The organism is Paenibacillus sp. GCM10023250 (genome assembly GCF_042653205.1).
In the GTDB taxonomy this organism is placed as follows: Bacteria; Bacillota; Bacilli; order Paenibacillales; family Paenibacillaceae; genus Paenibacillus_Z.
The window spans coordinates 36,410-56,579 of sequence record NZ_JBHSHY010000018.1; the positions used below are offsets into that span (position 1 = coordinate 36,410).

The 20,170-nt window shown below is 66.1% G+C and carries 14 protein-coding genes; 9 read left to right on the top strand and 5 right to left on the bottom strand.

Annotated features, from left to right (window positions below):
* Positions 1 to 124 precede the first annotated feature (124 nt).
* Positions 125 to 901: an electron transfer flavoprotein subunit beta/FixA family protein gene (locus ACFPB1_RS15465; protein ID WP_379226821.1), complete on the bottom strand. Its 777-nt coding sequence runs from the start codon at positions 899 to 901 to the stop codon at positions 125 to 127.
* Positions 902 to 1,135: 234 nt separating this feature from the next.
* On the opposite strand from ACFPB1_RS15465, the gene ACFPB1_RS15470 reads away from it, so the two are divergent.
* From ACFPB1_RS15470 to map, 8 genes are all read left to right on the top strand, one after another.
* Positions 1,136 to 3,448 (top strand): (Fe-S)-binding protein, encoded by a 2,313-nt coding sequence (locus ACFPB1_RS15470; protein ID WP_379226941.1) that lies wholly within the window; start codon positions 1,136 to 1,138, stop codon positions 3,446 to 3,448.
* 301 nt (positions 3,449 to 3,749) lie between these two features.
* Positions 3,750 to 6,167: a 3-hydroxyacyl-CoA dehydrogenase/enoyl-CoA hydratase family protein gene (locus ACFPB1_RS15475; RefSeq protein ID WP_379226823.1), complete on the top strand. Its 2,418-nt coding sequence runs from the start codon at positions 3,750 to 3,752 to the stop codon at positions 6,165 to 6,167.
* Between the two features lie 55 nt (positions 6,168 to 6,222).
* Positions 6,223 to 7,431 (top strand): thiolase family protein, encoded by a 1,209-nt coding sequence (locus tag ACFPB1_RS15480; RefSeq protein WP_379226825.1) that lies wholly within the window; start codon positions 6,223 to 6,225, stop codon positions 7,429 to 7,431.
* A gap of 139 nt (positions 7,432 to 7,570) precedes the next feature.
* Positions 7,571 to 9,364, top strand: a complete 1,794-nt coding sequence (locus ACFPB1_RS15485) for an acyl-CoA dehydrogenase family protein (protein ID WP_379226827.1) — start codon at positions 7,571 to 7,573, stop codon at positions 9,362 to 9,364.
* Positions 9,365 to 9,621: 257 nt separating this feature from the next.
* The gene (locus ACFPB1_RS15490; RefSeq protein ID WP_379226829.1) at positions 9,622 to 11,358 is read left to right on the top strand and encodes a long-chain-fatty-acid--CoA ligase; all 1,737 of its coding nucleotides are present in this window, start codon (positions 9,622 to 9,624) and stop codon (positions 11,356 to 11,358) included.
* Entirely contained in the window at positions 11,348 to 11,791 is a 444-nt protein-coding gene (locus ACFPB1_RS15495) for a PaaI family thioesterase (RefSeq protein ID WP_379226831.1), read from the top strand. The genes ACFPB1_RS15490 and ACFPB1_RS15495 overlap by 11 nt, the downstream gene beginning before the upstream one ends.
* A 469-nt stretch (positions 11,792 to 12,260) precedes the next feature.
* Positions 12,261 to 12,449, top strand: coding sequence for a hypothetical protein (locus ACFPB1_RS15500; RefSeq protein WP_090639126.1), 189 nt, complete (start codon positions 12,261 to 12,263; stop codon positions 12,447 to 12,449).
* 351 nt (positions 12,450 to 12,800) lie between these two features.
* Positions 12,801 to 13,544: a type I methionyl aminopeptidase gene (gene map / locus ACFPB1_RS15505; protein ID WP_379226834.1), complete on the top strand. Its 744-nt coding sequence runs from the start codon at positions 12,801 to 12,803 to the stop codon at positions 13,542 to 13,544.
* Position 13,545: 1 nt separating this feature from the next.
* Here the strand turns inward: map and ACFPB1_RS15510 are convergent, their stop codons facing one another.
* Genes ACFPB1_RS15510 through ACFPB1_RS15520 form a run of 3 tightly spaced genes read right to left on the bottom strand, consistent with a single transcriptional unit; the run spans position 13,546 to position 17,172 of the window.
* The gene (locus ACFPB1_RS15510; RefSeq protein ID WP_379226836.1) at positions 13,546 to 14,643 is read right to left on the bottom strand and encodes a Ger(x)C family spore germination protein; all 1,098 of its coding nucleotides are present in this window, start codon (positions 14,641 to 14,643) and stop codon (positions 13,546 to 13,548) included.
* On the bottom strand, positions 14,636 to 15,727 hold the full coding sequence (locus ACFPB1_RS15515) for a GerAB/ArcD/ProY family transporter (RefSeq protein WP_379226943.1): 1,092 nt from the start codon (positions 15,725 to 15,727) through the stop codon (positions 14,636 to 14,638). Before ACFPB1_RS15515 ends, ACFPB1_RS15510 begins: the two co-directional genes overlap by 8 nt.
* A gap of 17 nt (positions 15,728 to 15,744) precedes the next feature.
* A complete protein-coding gene (locus ACFPB1_RS15520) occupies positions 15,745 to 17,172 on the bottom strand; it encodes a spore germination protein (protein WP_379226838.1) in 1,428 nt (475 codons plus the stop codon).
* A 251-nt stretch (positions 17,173 to 17,423) separates the two neighbouring features.
* On the opposite strand from ACFPB1_RS15520, the gene ACFPB1_RS15525 reads away from it, so the two are divergent.
* The gene (locus ACFPB1_RS15525) at positions 17,424 to 18,068 is read left to right on the top strand and encodes an SOS response-associated peptidase (RefSeq protein WP_379226840.1); all 645 of its coding nucleotides are present in this window, start codon (positions 17,424 to 17,426) and stop codon (positions 18,066 to 18,068) included.
* Positions 18,069 to 19,342: 1,274 nt separating this feature from the next.
* Here ACFPB1_RS15525 and ACFPB1_RS15530 read toward each other — a convergent pair.
* Positions 19,343 to 20,143, bottom strand: coding sequence for a helix-turn-helix transcriptional regulator (locus tag ACFPB1_RS15530; protein WP_379226842.1), 801 nt, complete (start codon positions 20,141 to 20,143; stop codon positions 19,343 to 19,345).
* Positions 20,144 to 20,170: the final 27 nt, after the last annotated feature.

Below are 20,170 nucleotides of genomic sequence, written 5' to 3' on the forward strand. Positions count from 1 at the left end.
AAGCTGCAGGCGCTGCTGGCCGAAGGCGCGGCGCTGATGCGCGAAGCGCATGGGGCGGGCGGGGCTGCGCCGCCCGCGTGGGCCGGCGCAGCCGGCCATGCGGGCCCCGGGGCGAAGCCGGGGCCTAGGGGCGAAGCGCCGGCGGGCGCAGCCGGCGGCCGGCCGCGCGGGCCGGCGGCGCCAGCAGCGCGGCGCGCGCCGTCCGCGGCGCGAGATCGTCCGCGCCGAGCCCGAGCTCCGCGGCGGTCAGCTGCCGCAGCGGCTTGCGCTTCGCTTTCATAATGCCCGGCAGCGACGGGTAGCGCGGCTCGTTCAGCCCCTGCTGCGCCGTCACGAGGGCGGGAAGCGGCACCGCGGCCGTTTCCACGCCCCATTCCGTGTCCCGCTCCACGACGGCGATCCGCCCGTCTCCGCCGCCCCACGCGGCGCCGCTCGGCGCCTGGCCGCCGACCGGGCCGTCCTCCACCGTCAGCTTCAGCGCCGCCGATGCGTGCGGCAGCCCGAGCCGTTCCGCCACCTGCAGCGCCACGCTGCCCGCGCCGCGGTCGACGGCGAACAGGCCCGCCAGCACAAGGTCCGGCCGCAGCTCCTTCACCGCGGCGGCCAGCGCGGCCGCGACGGCGTGGCCGTCGTCCGGCAGGCCGTCCTGCGCGACGAGCACCGCCTCGTCGGCGCCCATGGCGAGCGCGGTCCTGAGCGCTTCCGCCGCGCGGTCGCCGCCGCAGGAGACGACCGTCACGGTTCCGCCGTGCGCCTCGCGCAGCCGCAGCGCCTCCTCCAGCGCGTATTCGTCGTACGGGTTGATGATGAATTTAACGCCGTCCTCGGCGACGACCCCGTCCGCGATTTCGATTTTCTCCTCCGTATCGAAGGTTTGCTTGATCAGCACCGTCAGCTGCACCGGTCCGTGCACCTCCCGAACTCACTTGGATTTGCCCGCGGCAGTCATACCGTCCCACGGCCGCCGAATACGATAAAAAGAAGCCGCCCGCCGCCTTTGTTACCTTATGAACTTGGCCCTCGGATTAGACCGCGGCGGGCGATGCGGGTCTTGGCCTCCGCGACATGACGGCGCGCGACGGGACATATACTGAACCGCGCCGCGCCAAGGGAAGGAGGAAGCCTTGTGGAAGGAATGAACGAGCTGACGCTGGCTTCGGGCATCCGGTGGGCGTGCTTCGCGCTGCTGGTTGTGACGGCGCTGACCTGCTTCTATACGGTCGTCCGCCGCAGGGTGGCGTACATGCTGCTGGGCCGCAAAGCGGAGCGCGCGCACCCGCCGCCGCCCGACCCCGCCGATCCCGAGCACGACGGCGACGATCTGCTGGGCGTGTCTTCGTTCGCGGCGAATGCCGCGCTGGCGTCGGAGGCGGGGCCGAGGTTCGCGTGGAGCCTGGCCTGGGCGGGGCAGGTGTTCGGCCATCGCAAGCTGCTGAAGGATTTGCGGAGCGGCGTCATGCACCTGGTGCTCTTTTACGGGTTCATCGTGCTGCAGTTCGGCGCGGCGGACATCGTGTGGAAAGGACTGACGGGCCGCGCGCTGCCGTTCCCGGCGTATCATGGGTTCGTCCTGACGCAGGAGATCACGGTTACGCTCGTGCTGCTGGCGATTCTGTACGGCGGGTTCCGCCGGTACGTCGAGCGGCTGACGCGGCTGAAGCGGGGCTGGAAGCCGTCGGTCGTGCTGTGGTTCATCGGCGGGCTGATGCTGACGGTGCTGCTGACGCTGGCGTTCGATCGCGTGAAGGAAGCGCCTGCGGGCGGCGGGGGAGCGGAGGCGTCGCTGTATGCGGGGTACGCGCCGGTCTCCTCGGGCATCGCCGAAGGCTTCCGGGACCTCGGGGCGACGCCGGCCGCGGGGGACGTGCTGTACGAGATCTTTTGGTGGCTGCATTTGGCGGTGCTGCTCGGGTTTCTCGTGTACGTGCCGCAGTCGAAGCATTTTCATATCTTGACGGCGCCGGTCAATCTGTGGCTGCGCCGCGGCTCGCCGCCGGGCCGGCTGGCACCGCTCGATCTCGAGGACGAGGATGCGGAGTCGTTCGGGGTCGGGGCGGTGGAGCAGTTCACGCGCAAGCAGCTGCTCGACCTGTACGCCTGCGTCGAGTGCGGCCGCTGCACGAACGTCTGCCCGGCCGCGGGCACGGGCAAGCTGCTCTCGCCGATGCATCTGATCGTCAAGCTGCGCGATCATCTCACGGAGAAGGGCGCCGCGATCACCTCGAAATCGCCGTGGGTGCCCGCGTTCGGAAGCGGCGCGCCGGGCGCGCATGCGATGGCGGAAACGGTGCCGCTCTGGAGCGGCGGCGGTACTGCGGCAACGACGATTGAGCCGACGATGACGGCGCAGAAGCACGGCTGGCAGGCGCGCGCCGGCGCCGCGGCGGCGGATGCCGCGCTGATCGGCGACGTCATGACGGAGACGGAGCTGTGGGCGTGCACGACCTGCCGCAACTGCGAGGACCAGTGCCCCGTCGGCAACGAGCACGTGGACAAAATCATCGACATGCGCCGCTACCTCGTCCTGACCGAGGGCCGCGTGCCGGCGGAGGCGCAGCGCGCGATGCAAAACATCGAGCGCCAGGGCAACCCGTGGGGCCTGCCCCGCGGCGAGCGCGGCGCCTGGCTGGCGGCGTACGAAGCGGCCGTGCCGGACGCGCGGCCCGTCCGGGCGATGAAGGAGGCGGCGGCCGGCGGCGACCCGCCGGAGCTGCTGCTGTGGGCGGGGACGATGGGCGCGTACGACCAGCGCAGCCGCAAGGTGCTGTTCGCGGTCGTGCGGCTGCTCCAGCAGGCGGGCATTCCGTTCGCCGTCCTCGGCGGCGAAGAACGGAATTCCGGCGACACCGCGCGGCGCCTTGGCAACGAGCTGCTGTTCCAGACGCTGTGCGCCGAGAACGTCGCGACGCTGCAGCGCTACGGCGTGAAGCGGATCGTGACGATTTGCCCGCATACGTTCAACGCGCTGAAGAACGAGTACGCCGACTTCGGCCTCGCGCGGACCGTGGCGGTGGAGCATCATACGACGCTGCTCGCGCGGCTCGTCGCCGGCGGCTCGCTCGTGCCCGCGCATCCGGTATCCGAGCGGGTCGTGTATCACGACTCGTGCTACCTCGGCCGGTACAACGGCGAGTACGAGGCGCCCCGCGCGCTGCTGCGGGCCATCCCGGGCGTGACCATGCTCGAGATGGAGCGGAACCGCGCGAACGGGCTTTGCTGCGGTGCGGGCGGCGGCCTCATGTGGATGGAAGAGCGCGCCGGCGTGCGCGTGAACGAGGCCCGGACGGCGCAGGCGCTGGACACGTCGCCGACGGTCATCGGCTCCGCGTGTCCGTACTGCCTGACGATGATGGAGGACGGCATCAAGCTGCACGAGGCCGAGGACCGCGTCCGCGCCCGCGACGTCGCCGAGCTGCTGGCCGAAAGCGTATTCGGCGGCGCGCAGTAGCGGGAGGGATTCGGGAGCGGATGAATTTCCGGGGGGAGAGTGCAATGCAATTCGGCGGGAATTGAGCAAAGAGCCGTACCAGGTACGGTACATGGCCGCGATTTGGCGGAAATCGAGTAAAGAGCCGTACCCGGTACGGCACGCGACTGCAAGTAGAGGCGGAGACGGCGCCAAGAGCCGGTCCCGGCACGGCTCATCGCCGCGCCGGGCCGGCAGGGGCGCCGAGATGGGTACCCGTCACGGTACATACGCCGCCGATGCCGCGCCGAGCGGCCATTTTAACCCCAAAGGAGGGAGCTGCGTGGGAGTACGATCGACGCCGGCGGTTCGCCGGGCGGCAGTCATTGGATCGGGCGTCATGGGGGCGGGGATCGCTGCCCATCTCGCTAACGCGGGCATGTCCGTGCTGCTGCTGGACGTGGTGCCGGACGCGCTGACGGAGCAGGAGGCGAGAGCCGGCGCGACGCTGGCCGACCGGGCCGTCCGCAACCGGCTGGCCGCGGCCGGTCTGGCCCGGCTGGCGAAGCAAGAGCCTCCGGCCTTGTACGAAGCCTCGTTCATCGGGCGCATCGCGCCCGGCAACCTGGAGGATGATCTCGCCCGGCTCGGCGAGGTCGATTGGATCGTCGAGGCCGTGGTCGAGCGGCTGGACGTCAAGCGGAGCGTGTTCGCCCGCATCGAGCCGGTCCTGAAGCCCGGCACGCTCGTGTCCTCGAACACGTCGGGACTGTCCGCGGCCGCGATGGCGGAAGGACGCGGCGAGACGTTCCGGCGGCAGTTCGCGGTGACGCACTTTTTCAACCCGCCCCGGCACATGAAGCTGGTGGAGCTCGTCCCCGGCCCCGATACGGCGCCCGAGACGATCGATCGGCTGGCGGCCGTCTGCGAAGGGCAGCTCGGCAAAGGGGTCGTCCGCGCCAAGGACACGCCGAACTTCATCGCGAACCGGATCGGCACGTACGGCATGGCGACGACGATCGCTGCGGCGCGGGCGTACGGGCTCGGCGTAGACGAGGTCGACGCGCTGACCGGCCCGGCGATGGGCCGGCCCAAGACGGCCACCTTCCGCCTGCTCGACCTCGTCGGCCTCGACACGCTGCTGCATGTCCTGGACAACGTGCGGGAGCGCAGCGACGACCCCGCGGAGCGCGACGCGTTCGCGCGGCCGCCGGAGCTGGAGGCGCTCGTGGCGAAGGGCTGGACCGGCGAGAAGGCGGGGAGCGGCTTTTACCGCAAAATCAAGCGGCCCGGCGGCGGCAGCGACATCGAGACGCTGCAGCTCGAGACGCTGACGTACGCGCCGCGCCGCAGCGTGAATTCGCCGGTCATCGAGGCGGCGAAGACGGCCAAGGGCGCCGCGGCCAAGGTCAAGGCGCTGCTGTTCACGGACCCGGACGACCGGTATGCCCGCTTCGCCTGGACGGCGCTCAAGACGGTGCTGCTCTATTCGGCCCGCCAGCTCGCCGCGATCGCGGACACGGTCGCCGACATCGACCGGGCGCTCGTGTGGGGCTTTAACTGGGAGCTCGGCCCGTTCGAGCTGTGGGACGCGATCGGCCTCGAGCGCTCCGTGCAGCGGATGCGGGAGGAGGGCGATGAGATCCCGGAATGGGTGGCGGATTGGATCGCCGCCGGCAACCGCAGCTTTTACAAGCAGGAGGGCACGCTGCGGTTCTACGTGAGCCGCGGGGAGTACCGGCTGCAGGAGGAAGAGCCTGACGTCATCTCGCTGAAGGCGGTCAAGGACGCCGGCAAGGTCGTCCTCGGCAACGCCGGCGCGTCCCTGCTCGACATCGGCAACGACGTGGCCGCGCTCGTGTTCCATTCGCCGAACAACGCGATCGGCGGGGACATTTTGACCGCGATCCGCCAAAGCGCGGCGGAGGTCAGCCGCAACTGGCGCGGGCTCGTCGTCGCGAACGAAGGGCGGCATTTCTGCGTCGGGGCGAACCTCCTGATGCTCCTGCTCGAAGCGCATAACGGCGACTTCGACGAGATCGACGACATCATCGCGCAGTTCCAGCAGAGCATGCTGGCGCTGAAGCGGCTCGACCGGCCCGTCGTGGCGGCGCCGCACCGGATGACGCTCGGCGGCGGGGTGGAAGCCTGCCTGCCGGCGGACCGGGTCGTGTTCGCGGCGGAGACGTATTTCGGCCTCGTCGAGACGGGCGTCGGCCTCATTCCCGCCGGCGGCGGCTGCAAGGAAGCGGCGGCGCTCGCGGACGCGCGGACCGGGGCGGGCGGCGACCTGCAGCCGCAGGTGATCGCGCTGTTCGAGACGATCGCGCTCGGCAAAACGTCGACGAGCGGCTACGACGTCGCCCGCCTCGGCTTCATGCGGCCGCAGGACCGCGTCGTGCTCCGCGGCGAGACGCGAACGGCGGAGGCGAAGCGGACGGTGCTCGCGATGGACCGCGAGGGCTACGCCCCGCCGCCGGCGGACCGGCGCATCCGCGTCGCGGGCCGCGAAGGGCGCGCCGTGCTGCAGCTGGCGGTCGAGAACATGCGGCTCGGCGGCATGGCGAGCAAGCACGATGTATTGATCGGCCGCAAGCTCGCGCATGTGCTCGCCGGGGGCGATGCGGCGCCGGGGGCGGAGGTGAGCGAGCAGTATCTGCTCGACCTCGAGCGCGAGGCGTTCCTCAGCCTGTGCGGCGAGCCGAAGACGCAGGCGCGGATGCAGCATATGCTCGCGACCGGCAAGCCGCTGCGTAATTAGCGGACGGGAGAGGCCGTCCGCGAACCGACCCATTCATGAAGGAGGGATTCCCGAGATGAGCGCTGAACGAAACCCGCGCGACGCCGTCATCGTCGCCGCCGTGCGCACCGCCGTGGGCAAAGCGAAGAAGGGCAGCCTCGCCGACACGCGCGCCGAGGATCTCGGCCGCGCCGTGCTGCGCGCGGCCGTCGACCGCGTGCCCGGGCTGGATGACGCCGATGTCGAGGATGTCGTCATCGGCTGCGCGATGCCCGAGGGCGAGCAGGGGCTGAACTTCGCCCGCATCATGACGCTGTATGCGGGCTTTCCGGTCACGACGCCGGCCGTGACCGTCAACCGGTTTTGCGCGTCGGGGCTGCAGGCGATCGCCTATGCCGCGGAGCGCATCCGGCTCGGCGAGGCGGACGTCGTCCTCGCCGGCGGCGTCGAAAGCATGAGCCATGTCCCCATGACCGGCTTCAAGCTTTCGCCGCATCCCGGCATTGCGGACGGCATGCCGGAGGTGTACATGGGCATGGGCCACACCGCCGAGGAGGTGGCCCGGCGCTACGGCGTCAGCCGCGAGGCGCAGGACGCGTACGCGGCGGAGAGCCACCGCAAGGCGGCCCGGGCGATCGCCGAAGGCCGCTTCCGGGAGGAGATCGTCCCGCTGCACGTGCGGCGGGAGGGCGTCGACGACAACGGCCGTCCATGGAGCAAGTCGTTCACGTTCGATCAGGACGAGGGCGTGCGCCCCGACACGACGCCGGAGGCGCTGGCGAAGCTGAAGCCGTCCTTCGCCCGCGAAGGTACGGTCACGGCGGGCAACGCGTCGCAGATGAACGACGGCGCCGCGGCGGTCGTCGTCATGAGCCGGGAGCGGGCCGAGCGGATCGGCGCGAAGCCGCTCGCCGTCTTCCGCGCGTACGCCGTGGCCGGCGTCGCGCCGGAGGTCATGGGCATCGGCCCGATCGAGGCGATTCCGAAGGCGCTCGCAAGGGCGAAGCTGACGCTCGGGCAGGTGGATGCGATCGAGCTGAACGAGGCGTTCGCCGCCCAATGCCTGCCGATCATCGCGGAGCTCGGCCTCGACCCCGCGAAGGTGAACTTGAATGGCGGCGCGATCGCGCTCGGCCACCCGCTCGGCTGCACGGGCGCGAAGCTGTCCGTGTCGCTCATCCACGAGCTCCGGCGGCGGGGCGGCGGCAACGGCATCGTCTCCATGTGCGTCGGCGGCGGCATGGGGGCGGCTGGCGTGTTTACGGTCGAGCCGGACTCCGTTTAAGCGGCTGCGCGGCCTTTTGGCCGGTTGCGCGAAGCTTCGCCGCCTATCATGCTTTGCGCGAGGTTCCTCGCATTTTCCGTCTCATGCGCATTCCTATTCCTGACGCATCTTCCGCTTGATAGAGAAAGGAGGCAGCGGTATGGCCCAGAACAAAGGTTGGGGCGGCCGGTTCGTGATCGAAGACATGGCGCCGCAGGACATCGTCACGCCCGAGGATTTTACCGACGAGCAGGTCATGATAGGCGAAGCGGCGCGGGCGTTCCTCGAGGGCGAGGTCCGGCCCCGCGACGCCGAAATCGAGGCGCTGAATTACGAGTTGACGGTGAAGCTGCTGCGCCAGGCCGGGGAGCTCGGCCTGCTGGGCGCGGACGTGCCGGAGGCGTACGGCGGGCTCGGGCTCGACAAGGTAAGCTCGACGCTTCTCGCGGAGACGCTGGCGGAGGCCTCGTCCTTCGCGCTGTCCGTGGGCGCGCACGTGGGCATCGGCACGCTGCCCATCGTCTTCTTCGGCACGCCGGCGCAGAAAGCGAAGTATTTGCCCGATCTCGCGGCCGGCACGAAGATCGCGGCGTACTGCCTGACGGAGCCGTCATCCGGCTCCGACGCGCTCGGGGCGAAGACGACCGCGCGATTAAACGCCGACGGCACGCATTACGTGCTGAACGGCTCCAAGCTGTACATTACGAATTCCGGGTTCGCCGACGTGTTCATCGTGTACGCGAAGGTGAACGGCGACCATTTTACCGCCTTCATCGTGGAGCGGGGGCTGCCCGGCTTCAGCATCGGCCCGGAGGAGCACAAGATGGGCATCAAAGGGTCCTCGACCTGCCCGATCTTCTTCGACGATACGCCGGTGCCGGTCGACAACGTGCTCGGCGAGGTCGGCAAGGGCCACGTCATCGCGTTCAACATCCTGAACATCGGCCGCTTCAAGCTGGCCGCGGGCTGCGTCGGCAGCGCGAAGGAAGCGGTGGCGCTCGCGGCCAAATACGCGAACGGCCGCAAGCAGTTCGGCCGCCCGATCGCGTCGTTCCCGCTCATCGGGGCGAAGCTAGCGGACATGAACATCGCGGCGTTCGTCACGGAGAGCATGGTATACCGCACGGCGGGCTGGATCGACGAGATGCTGCGGGCGAGCGAAGCGGCCGGCGGCGACGCGGACGGCGCCGGGGCGCGGGCCGCCAAGGCGATATCCGAATACGCGCTGGAATGCTCGATCAACAAGGTGTTCGCGACGGAGGCGCTCGACTTCGTGGCGGACGAAGCGGTTCAGATCCACGGCGGCTACGGCTACGTCAAGGAGTACAAGGTCGAGCGGATCTACCGCGATTCGCGGATCAACCGGATTTTCGAGGGTACGAACGAGATCAACCGGATGCTCATCCCGGGCACGCTCATGAAAAAAGCGCTGAAGGGCGAGCTGCCGCTGCTGCGCAAGGCGCGCGCGCTCCAGGCGGAGCTGCTGCAGCCGATGCCGCTGCCGGCGTTCGATGAGCCGCTCGCCAAGGAGACGTACCGGATCGGGCAGGCGAAGCGGACGTTCCTCGCGGTCGGCGGGCTCGCGGTGCAGAAATTCGGGCTCGCGCTGGAGCAGCAGCAGGAGACGCTGTGCCTGCTCGCGGACATGATGATCCAGACGTTCGCGATGGAGAGCGCCGCGCTTCGGACGCGCAAAATGCTGCTGCTGGCCGACCCGGCCACGGCCGCGCGCACCCGCAACGCGGTCGAGATGACGGCCGTCTTCGTGCAGGAGGCCATGGAGCGCATCGAAAGCCACGCCAAGACGGCGCTCGCCGCGCTCGAGACGGGCGACGCGCTGCAGACGCAGCTCGCCGTGCTGAAGAAGCTCATGCGCGCGCCGCTCTGGGATACGATCGCGCTCAAGCGGAGCATCGCGGCGCGGGTCGTGAAGAGCCAGCAGTATACGCTGTAGGCCGCCGTTCCGGCCGGAATGCAGCATGTTCAGGAAGTTTCGCAAAAACAAGCCAACGCTTTCGAAGCGAGTTTTTGCTCACGCAAAAACTTGAGCCAATGCTTCCGAAGGGAGTTTTTGCTCGCAGAGCTGTTTCCCAGGAAGTTTCGCAAAAACAAGCCTATGCTTTCGAAGCGAGTTTTTGCTCACGCAAAAACTTAAGCCAATGCTTACGAAGCGAGTTTTTGCTCACGCAAAAACTTTTAGGAGGCCCAAAAATGACCCAACCGCAGGTTTGGCCCTGGCTTCGCAACTATCCCGGCGAGGTTGACCCCGACGTCGCGATTCCGAATATCGCCCTCGGCGACATGCTGATCCAGACCGCCGCCAAGCATCCGGCGAAGGAGGCGCTGTTCTTCTTCGGCAAGCGGATCTCCTACAAGGAGCTGCTCGCCGCGGCGCAGCGGATGGCGGCGGGGCTGCAGGCGGCCGGCGTCGGCAAGGGCGACCGCGTCGCCATCATGCTCCCAAACTGCCCGCAGGCCGTCGTCTCCTACTTCGGCACGCTGCTCGCGGGCGCCGTCGTCGTCATGACGAACCCGCTCTACGTGGAGCGGGAGCTGGAGCATCAGCTGCGGGACTGCGGCGCCGCCGTCATCGTCACGCTCGACGTGCTGTATCCCCGTCTGGCGCGGGTGCGGGGCGAGGCGCCGGGGGCCGGTCCGGTCCCGGAGCTGCGCAAGGTGATCGTGACGACCATCCAAGACGGGCTGCCGTTTCCCAAAAACCTGCTGTACCCGATCAAGCAGCGCCGCGCGGGGCCGCAGCCGCTTATCCCGTACGGCAAGGACGGCGTGACGCGCTACGCCGCCTTCATGGCGAGGGCGCCGAAGCTGCCGGCGCTCGTCGAGACCGACCCGGAGACGGACGTCGCGCAGCTGCAGTATACCGGCGGCACGACGGGCACGGCGAAGGGCGTCATGCTGACGCACCGCAGCCTGATCGCGAACGCGGCCCAGTGCGAGGCGTGGTTTTACCGGATGCTGGAAGGAAAGGAGCGGTTTCTCGCGGCGCTGCCGCTGTTTCACGTGTTTGGACTGACGGTGATCATGAATCTGTCCGTGCTCAAAGCGGGGTCCATCGTGCTGCTGCCGCGCTTCGAGATCGAGCATGTGCTGAAAGCGATCCGCGACGAGAAACCGACGGTGTTCCCCGGCGCGCCGACGATGTACGTGGCGCTGCTGAACCATCCGGACGCGATGAAGTACGACCTGTCGTCCGTCAAGGCATGCATCAGCGGGTCCGCGCCGCTGCCGCTCGAGGTGCAGAATCGATTCGAAGCGCTGACCGGCGGGCGGCTCATCGAGGGTTACGGCCTGACGGAAGCGGCTCCCGTCACCCACGCCAACCCGCTCTGGGGGAAGCGCAAAATCGGCACGATCGGCGTTCCGCTCCCCGGCACGCTGGCCAAGATCGTCGACCCGGCGACGGGCGAGGAGCTCCCGGCCGGCGGCGTCGGCGAGCTGCTGGTGCAGGGCCCGCAGGTCATGAAGGGCTACTGGAACCGGCCGGCGTCGACGGCCGAGGCGCTGCGGGACGGCTGGCTGCATACCGGCGACCTGGCGAGCGTCGACGCCGACGGCTACTTCACGATCGTGGACCGGATCAAGGACATCATCATCGCCGGCGGCTTCAACATTTACCCGCGCGAGGTGGAGGAGGTGCTGTATGAGCATCCCGCGGTGCGGGAAGCGGCGGTCATCGGCGTGAAGGACGAATACCGCGGCGAGACGGTTAAGGCGTTCGTCGTGCTGCGCAAGGACGTGACCGTCTCCGCGATGCAGCTCGACCGCTGGTGCCGGGAGCGGCTGGCGGTGTTCAAGGTGCCGCATCTGTACGAATTCCGCGACGCGCTGCCCATGTCCATGATCGGCAAGGTGCTGCGGCGCAAGCTGCAAGAAGAAGAGGAACTGGCCGCGGCCGGGAACGACGAGGGTGGAGGCCATGAAGGATAACGGGCAGGACCGTCCGAACGGGCCGGACGCGCGATCGGCGCTCGAAGCGCTGGAAGCGGCGGCGAAGAAGTCGTTTTGGGGATATCTGGGCTTTGAACTGGTGACCGCCGGAGAGGGCAAGGCGGTCATCGCGCTGTCGGTAAGGCCTGAGCATCTGAACATGGCCGGCATCGTCCATGGCGGCGTACTGGCGTCCATGCTCGACAATGCCATGGGCCTTGTCGCGATTTTGGCGTGTCCGGGGGACGGGACGGTTACGACCGGACTGAACGTCCATTATTTGCACCCTTCTTCGGAGGGGCGGCTGACCTGCGAGGCGGCGCTGATCCACCGGTCGCGCCGGACGTTAACGCTCGAGGCGCGGATTGCCGATAATAATGGCGAGCTCTTGGCTTGGGGAAGCGGGACGTTTCGCAGGGTAATCGGATTGTAACATGTTACATTTCCACAGCGGTTGTCCGCCGCATTGAAAGCGTTATTCCTTTCCTCTATAATTAGCCTATATATGGAAATCCAGCGGAGCGAAGGGAGGGCGCATGGTGGTTAGCCCTTGGATAACGACTGCGGTCATCCTGTTCGGCATCCTCGTTGCGATCGTTGGCGTCTTGGCTTACTTGCGCATGTATAAAAGCAGTGCATGGTCGGCCGCGTCAGCGCGTTCGCGGGAGAGGGACATACCCGGCGCCGATTCGACAGAAAACGACAAAAATGGATGATTCACAAATAAATAATGCCGTGTTCGCTTTTATATTCCGATTGAAAATGTTATAATTGATTGATAAATTAGAAAATTTAATATTCAGCTCCATCAAGCTCCGGACTCACCTTTCATTAAAGTGGATCGTTCAACATGCTCGCTTTCGGATTGTTAGAACTACCAACCGATGCTAGGAGGGGATTTCATGGCGAAACACAGCCACAATGAAGTCAAAGAAAGCCTCGTGGAGCTTACGCGCATTTTCCAGCCGAAGGACTCCCGGAAGTTCGTTCGGGATTATATCCGCAAGTATCGCATTACGGGCGGGTATGAGGAGGAATTGACGCTATTGGTGGAGCATGAAATGGGGCGGCTTCGCTCCTCGGTCAGTTAATACATTGAAAGATAAGCCTTGCCCGGTACGATAGGGACAAGGCTTTTTTGTTGCCCGTCCGATCGCCGGCTGCCCGCGTTCGAGGCGGTTGCCTGGGTTAGTTGGCTGCCGCCGTGGTCTTGTCACGCCGGCGGCAGCCGCTTTGCACGGGCGGTTTCTTAATGCCATCGATCGATCACGGCAGGCCATGCCGACAGCCTCGGCGCGAATCGATTCGGCCTCCGCCAACCCGGATGATCCGCGCCTTCGTCTCCGCACGTATCCCCGCTGCGTTTTTGCTGCGTTCTTGCTGCGTTCTCTCCCGTACCCGCGACCGCCGGCTGCCTGCCTCAGGAGCAGGAGGGATGACCCATGATTCAACTCAAAACGAAGGAGGAGATCGCCCGGATGCGCCGGGCGGGCCGGATCGTCGCGGCCTGCCACCGCGAGATCGGCCGCCGGCTGCGGCCCGGCGTCACGACGCTCGAGATCGACCGCTTCGCGGAGGCGTTCATGCTCGGCCGCGGCGCGAGGCCCGCGCAGAAGGGCTACCGCAGCTACCGGTTCGCGACCTGCGCGTCCGTCAACGACGTGGTCTGCCACGGCTTGCCGACGGACGTCCCGCTGCGCGACGGCGACATCGTCACATTCGACATGGTCGCGGAGCTGGACGGCTGGATGGCCGATTCCGCTTGGACGTACGCGGTCGGACGGGCGCGTCCGGAGATGACGCGCCTCATGCGCGCGGCGAAGCTGGCGCTGTACCGGGGCATCCGCCAAGCGACGGCGGGCGCCCGGCTCGGCGACATCGGCAGCGCCGTGCAGACCGTCGCCGAGCGGGGAGGCTACGCCATCGTGGAGGCGTTCATCGGCCACGGCATCGGCAAGCGGATGCACGAGGACCCGCAGGTGCTGCACACGGGCAAGGCCGGCACCGGCAAGAAGCTGCGGGAGGGCATGGTCATCACCATCGAGCCGATTCTCGTGACGGGCCGGCCGAACGTCGTCGTCGACGCGGACGGCTGGACGGCCCGCACGTTCGACGGCTCCCGCGGCGTGCAGTACGAGCATACGGTCGCGATCACGGCAGCCGGTCCGCTCATCTTGACGGAGTGACTCATTTCATCTTGCCGACGTTGTCGATCGTCATCCGGATGCGGCATTCCACGTCGACGTTCGGATAGCGCGCCTCCCAGTCCGTTTTGCGCCAGGCGGCGTAGCCCATATGATTGCGCACGTAGGTGCCGATGCCCGCGCCGTCGGCGCCTTTCGCCTGCATCCGCTTCATGACGCGATCCGCCTCCTCCGACAGATACGCCCCTGCCTTAGCCTCCAGCTGCTTCACGTTCTCCTGTCTGCCGAGGTCGAGTCCGCCCATGTATTCCAGCACCGAGCCGTGCAGCCCCGCGCTGATGATCACTTTCGTCGTGTTGCCCGTCCCGGTTACGCGGACGTCGCGCTTGCTGATGAGCGACGTAATGAAGACGTTTCCTCCTCCCTTCGGCAGCGTGAAGGCAAGTTCGCCCTGTCTGAAATTGCCGCGCAGAACGGCGAAGATCATCGCGTCCTTCGGCGGCAGCCGATCAACGTAGCGGTCGTGCTTGAACAAGGCGATGCCGTCGGTGACGATGTTCTCGCCCGACTGGCGCAGGAGGGGCGCGACGGGGTCGATGCCGTCGTCGAAGTAGTCGCGTACGAACTGATGGAGCGTGGACTTTGGGATGGAATGCATGCTGGCTTCCTTCTCGAGCATCCGTTCGATGTAGCGGTCCGTCCGCGGATGCTGGCTGTACCGCCGGTTCAGCAGCTCCTCGGCGTCTCCGTTCACAACGGCGATCTTCATGAGCGGCGAGATGGCCGGGTCGCGCACTTGCGTATCGAGGTGATGGCCGATGCCTGCCTGGACGAACGACTTGCCGAGCAGCGTGACGCGCAGCTGGCCGCTGACGAGCTGCAGACTGGTCTGCCTCGACAGCTCGATCCTCGCCAGCTTGCTGGTGCGGGCCGTCGTGCGGAGCACTTCCCGCTGCTCGCTGGATTCCGCGTCGAGGCGCGGGATGGCGACAGCGATTTTCAACTCGCCGTTCGGCATGAGGTCGTAGCTGGTCGTCTGGATGAAGCCGATGTTCTCCAGCACCCGCTGGTCGCCGCAGCCCCCAATCAGAACCGCGGCGGCGAGCGCGAGGAGCGCGGACCGGCGGCGGAGATTACGCACCGGCGGAAGCCTCCTTCTCTCGGCGGATCAGGAGCAGGACGATCAGGAAGAGCGGCAGGCCGAACGAGATGCCGATCTCGATCCGGCTGAACAGCGTCAGCCATTGATCGACGTTGCCGATCGTATCCGGAATCAGGCCGATCAGGAACGCCCCGGCGACGAGCGCCGCGCCCCGGTACTCGGGCTTGATCTTCGGGAGCAGCCTGCCGCTTGCTTCGTTCGACGCCCAGAAGTACATCGACGTGGTGGTCAGCATCGTGAACAACAGCAGGCCGTACAGCACGTTCTCGATCCTTTCGATGAAGGGGAACTTGATGAAGGCGAACATGTCGATTAGCGGGTACTGCATCTGCTGCAATTGATGGAGACCGAAGAAGCCGAGCACGAGGAAGCAGATGTACGCGTAGCTGAGCAGGACGAGCACGTTCGCCCATATCGCCAGCTTGACCGGCTTCGCGGAACGGTCGACCTGTCCGAACAGCAGGAGGACGAGCTCGTAGCCGAGGAACGCGGTATAGATGTCGACGATGCCCGAGGGCTGGTAATTTCCGCCCTGCAGCAGAAACGGCGTCAATCGGGACCAGTTGAAATTGTTGAAGAACGTGCACGATAACGGATACATCCAGACCGTCAAGTAGAAAAAGACCGTACTCGCCTTGGCGATCGTATAGACGCCTTTCGTGAACAGCATGAACCCGAGCACGTCGATGACGAGCTTGAACCAGATCGAATTGGTCGTGGGGAAGGCGATCATTTGGAAGATCAGCACGTATTCCATGATGACGAGGCAGGCCAGCATGCTCCATACCGAGATGAATAGGAGATAGAGCGGCGCGAGCAGCGGCTTGGGCAGCCGCCGTTCCATGATGTCGAAGATCGACTGCCCCCGTCCCATGCGGTGAACGAGACCGATCAGCAGCAGGTTGACCGTGACGACGGTGGCATAGGCAGGCAGCGCCAGCCAGCCGTTGTAGCCGAACGTGACCGCGAGCAATTGGCCGAGGGACAGGACGGCGACACCCGTCTGCGTCATGTAAATCAGGACCAGCGTGTGAAAGGAGGCTAGTTTCTCCTTGACGGCCATCAATGCGAAAACGCCTCCTACTTTTTCATTCTGACGTGCACCGGATTCGCAGGTTTCGCTTGCGACGGCCGTTTCTTCAACAGCTTGAAGGGCGCGCGGACGAAGACGTCCAGCCAGTCGGTCGGCTTATGCGGCGCGATCGGCGTCATGTACGAGGTATTCAGGCTCGTCAGATAGCTTAAATGAATGATGAGATACGCAATGCCGATCGTGATGCCGAGATTGCCCCAGATGCCGGCCAGGATGATCAGGCCGAAGCGAATCAGGCGGAGGGACGCGCTCATGATGTAGCTCGGCATGACGAACGAAGCTATCGCGGAGGACGCGACGACGATGATCAGGATGTTGCTCGTGAAGCCGGCCTGAACGGCGGCTTGGCCGATGACGATACCGCCGACGATGCCGATCGTTTGGCCGATCTTGGTCGGCAGCCGGGCGCCTGCTTCGCGGAGAAATTCGATGACCGCTTCCATGAACAGCGACTCGAATACCGGCGGGAACGGCACGCGGCTGCGCGACTCCGACAGGGTCAGCAGCATGTTTTGCGGGATCATCTCGTAGTGGAACGTCGTCACGGATACATAGAAGCAGGTGAACAAAATAGTGATAACGAACGACACGAACCGCAAGATCCGCGTAGCCGTGCCGAGCGACCAGCGCTGGTAATAATCGTCGGAGGACGTGAAAAATTCAAAGAACGACGTCGGCGCGCTGAAAGCGTACGGGCTGCCGTCCATGATGCCGACGATCCGGCCCGCGACGAGCTTGGAAGCGATCGCGTCGGGGCGTTCCGTCGTGAAAAACTGCGGAAAGAGGGATACCGGCCTGTCGTCGATTAGCTGAACGAGCATGTTCGTGTCGTGCACGGCGTCGATCTCGATCGCTTGGATGCGGCGCTTCAGCTCGGCCACGTTGTCCGCATTGGCGATATCGGCGACGTAGAGCAGGTAGACGTCCGTTTTCGTGATTTCCCCGACGCGGAAGCGCAGGCACTTCAAATGGGAGCTGCGCACGCGCCGGCGAATGAGGGCGAGCGTCTCCCAGGCGGGCTCCGAAAACGCCTCATGCGGCCCAGTGATCGTCGTCTCGGTCTCCGATTGGCTGATCTGCCGGCCCTTCGGGCTGTACAGATCGACGATGTAGACGTCGCTCTGATGGAAGAGTGCGATGCTCCCGCTCAGGATATCTTCAACGATCTGCTTGTTCTCGCGCTTCCGCTCGAAAGACAGTCGGCCGAGCACATCCAGCAGCTTGCCTTCGGGCGCCGACAGGAGCGGAGAGAGAACCTCGCGGTCCAGCTTCTGGCTGTCGATCATGTGGCTGAAGAACAATAGATCGATGTTCAGCCGCGCGAAGGTCAAACGCTTGAAGTCCGCGCAGTCGTCGAACTGCTGCGCGATATGGGACAGTTGTGGCCGGTCCTGCCGTTGCTCCTGCTGCTCCATATTCCCACCTGCACTGTTCGATATCGGTATGGTTTCAGCGTTTCCTTCGACTGGCAATTTATACGGAATTCTCCGGAAACGGGCGGTCGGACGGAGAAGCGGCAAAGGACCGCATTTCGCGCGGTTGTTTCGTTGTATCGCCTTCGTTTCATCGTGCAGGGCACGTGGCCTTCGCCGTGAATTCGGCCGGGCGGTACATATTTTTGGAAGATGCGGCCATACTAGCCAAAACAAGAGGAGGTTTTTGCCAAATGTGCCAAGCTATCTCCATCGCGGCCGCGTCTTCCGAGCTGACCGAGCGATTCGCGCTCGACAACGTGCTGTTCCACACCGCCGGCCGGTATGAAATTTTTCCGACGGAGTCGATATCGGCGATTATTCACCATAAGAACGAACGGGTGTTGGACGAATTCCGCTGGGGCATGGTCCCGTATTGGGCGAAGGATTCCGTGCGCATGGACAGCCTGAAGCTGTTCGACAAGCCCATCTACGAGCGGATCGCGGCCAAGCAGCGCTGCATTATTCCGTGCACCGGCTTTTACGTGGAGCGGACCGAAGGCAAGGTGACGGAGCGCTTCAAAATCACAATGCGCAGCGGCACGTTCGCTATCGCCGGCCTGTACGACGTCTTCCGCCAAGCGTCGGGCGACGAGATGCGCACCTGCACGATGCTCATGACCAAGTCGAACGGCCTCATCGCTCCGTTTCAGCCGCAAATGCCCGCCATCCTGGAGCCGGAGGACATCGACGATTGGCTGACCCGCGGCGCCCGTTCGCCGTTCGAGCTGAAGAACATGCTCCGCATGATGGAATCCGTGCGCATGCTCGCGATCCCGCTCACGCCGACCGGCGAAGCGGACCTCGAATTCGAAGCGCCGCGGACGGAAACGGTGTAGCATTAGGGGTAGCGTAAGGGATGGAAACGGTGTAGCGTATGGGACAGATGAGAGCCTCCGGGCCGCTTGATCGCGGTTTTGGAGGCTTTTTCGTGTGCGCTCTGGGCGGAGCTGGGGATGGCGGGGCGGAGGCGCACGGGGGCGGGACGCAGGATGGCGCTGGATGGCGGAGGCGAGGAGCGGCGCCCAGGACAGGCAGAGCTGGGGGCGGAGGGCGCCAGGGATGGCGGGGCGGCGGCGCACGGGGGCGGGGCGGAGGATGATGGCGCAGGATGGCGGAGGCGAGGAGCGGCGCCCAGGACAGGCGGAGCTGGGGGCGGCGGTGCCAGGGATAGCGGGAGCCAGGGACGGCCGGAGCCTAGGGTGGCGGGAGCCGGCAGCGGCGGAACTGGGGACAGTCAGGCCGAGGTTGACGATGGGAGCCGGGATGGGGGGCGCCTCGAGCGATCCCACCCTCGGACAGTGAGCCCCGCCAGTACGCGTGCCTGTCGGCACCTCGCTCCGCGGACCTTTCGCCCTGTTGAGTCAACCCCGCCAGCGTACCGCCTGGCCGCCCTCCCGCCCCTTCGGCGGCTCATTCCACCATCGTTTCACCTGGATTGCTGATGCTTTGCGGACAGGAGATCCGCTATTTCGGCGTTTCGGCGGGTTTTTCGCGTTTGGCGGCCACAGGAGCGCTTATTGGCTCCGAAAAGCTGGTTGAAGTGGGCGAATACGACGAATAGCGGCACGTGTGGCCGCTCAATTGGCTAGGAGGCCGAAATTGGCGGAATAGCGGTTCCTGTGTCCGCGAAATTAGCGGAATTTCGTGCGCTTAAGCTGGGGGAACATCCGGATGGCGGAGTTACTCGGAGCGACGCGCAGGACGGCTCGCCGGAGTCACCCAGCGATTCTTCCGGCCCGGCTCGCCGGAGCGTCCGGCTGGTGGAGACACCGGCGATTCGTCATAGCCCGGCTCGTCGGAGCGGGGCCGCCCGGCGATTCGCTCTGGCGCGGCGCCGTCTCGCCGGCGGCTCCGGTTGACGGAGTCACTCGGGAGCGACGCTCTGGCCGTCTCGCCGGAGCGTCCGGATGGCGGAGTCACCCGGGAGCGCCGCCCTCTCGCCGGCCGCCGGCGCCGCCCGGCCCAACGCACCGGCCCGGATCGGCCACCGGAGCGGCCCTGCCGCGCCCCTCACTCCAGCCGCGCCGGCACCGCGCCTTACATCCCACGGCGCCGCCCCCACTCCAGCCGCCCCCACTCCAGCCGCCCCCTCCGCGCCCCTCCCGCGCCCTCACTCCAGCCGCTCCCGCTCCGCGATCGCGTCCGAGGGAAGCTTGCCCGTGATGCGCTTGAAGATCCGGTTAAAGTACGACGGGTCGCTGTAACCGAGATGATCGGAGATGTCCTGCACGTTCAGCCGCGAGTGCTGCAGCAGGTAGAGCGCCGTCTTCATTCGCCGCCGGTGGACGTAGTCGCTGATTGTCATGCCCGTCACCTTGCGGAACAGCGAGGCGGCGTAATTGGGGCTGACGCCGATGCAGGCGCCGAGCTCGTTTTTCGTGATTTTGCCGCGGTAATGGTCGTCGACGTAGCGCTTCATGACCTCGATGTGGTGGATGGACGAGGGCGCCTTCTCGCCTTCGTCGACCTCCCGGCTGACCGTGACCATCAGCTCCGTCAGCAGCGCCGCGCACATGATGGAGAAATACCGGTCCCGCGCCGTCCACTGTTCGACGATGTAGAGCAGCTTCTCGAGCAGCAGCTCGGGCATGTGCGTCACCCAGCGCAAGGGCGCGCGGCGCGCGAGGATCGGCAGCAGCCGCACCGTTGCGGCGTCGGCCGGGCTGAAGCGCACGACGACGCTTTCGCGGATCGTGCCCGCGCCGCGCAGCTCGGCGGCGGGCAGGCCGGAGGGGATGAGCAGCAGGTCGTTTTTGCGGCAGGCGATCGTTTGGCCGGCGATCCGGTAAGACGTCTGTCCGAACCGGACCCACACCAGCGTGAAGCTGTCGCTGCCGAGGGGCTGCTGATCGCGCTGCAGAATGCCCCGCTCCTGGCGAATGTCGAAAATGTCGAACATGGCAAATTTCACCGTCCGTCTTCATCATACTATAGTACA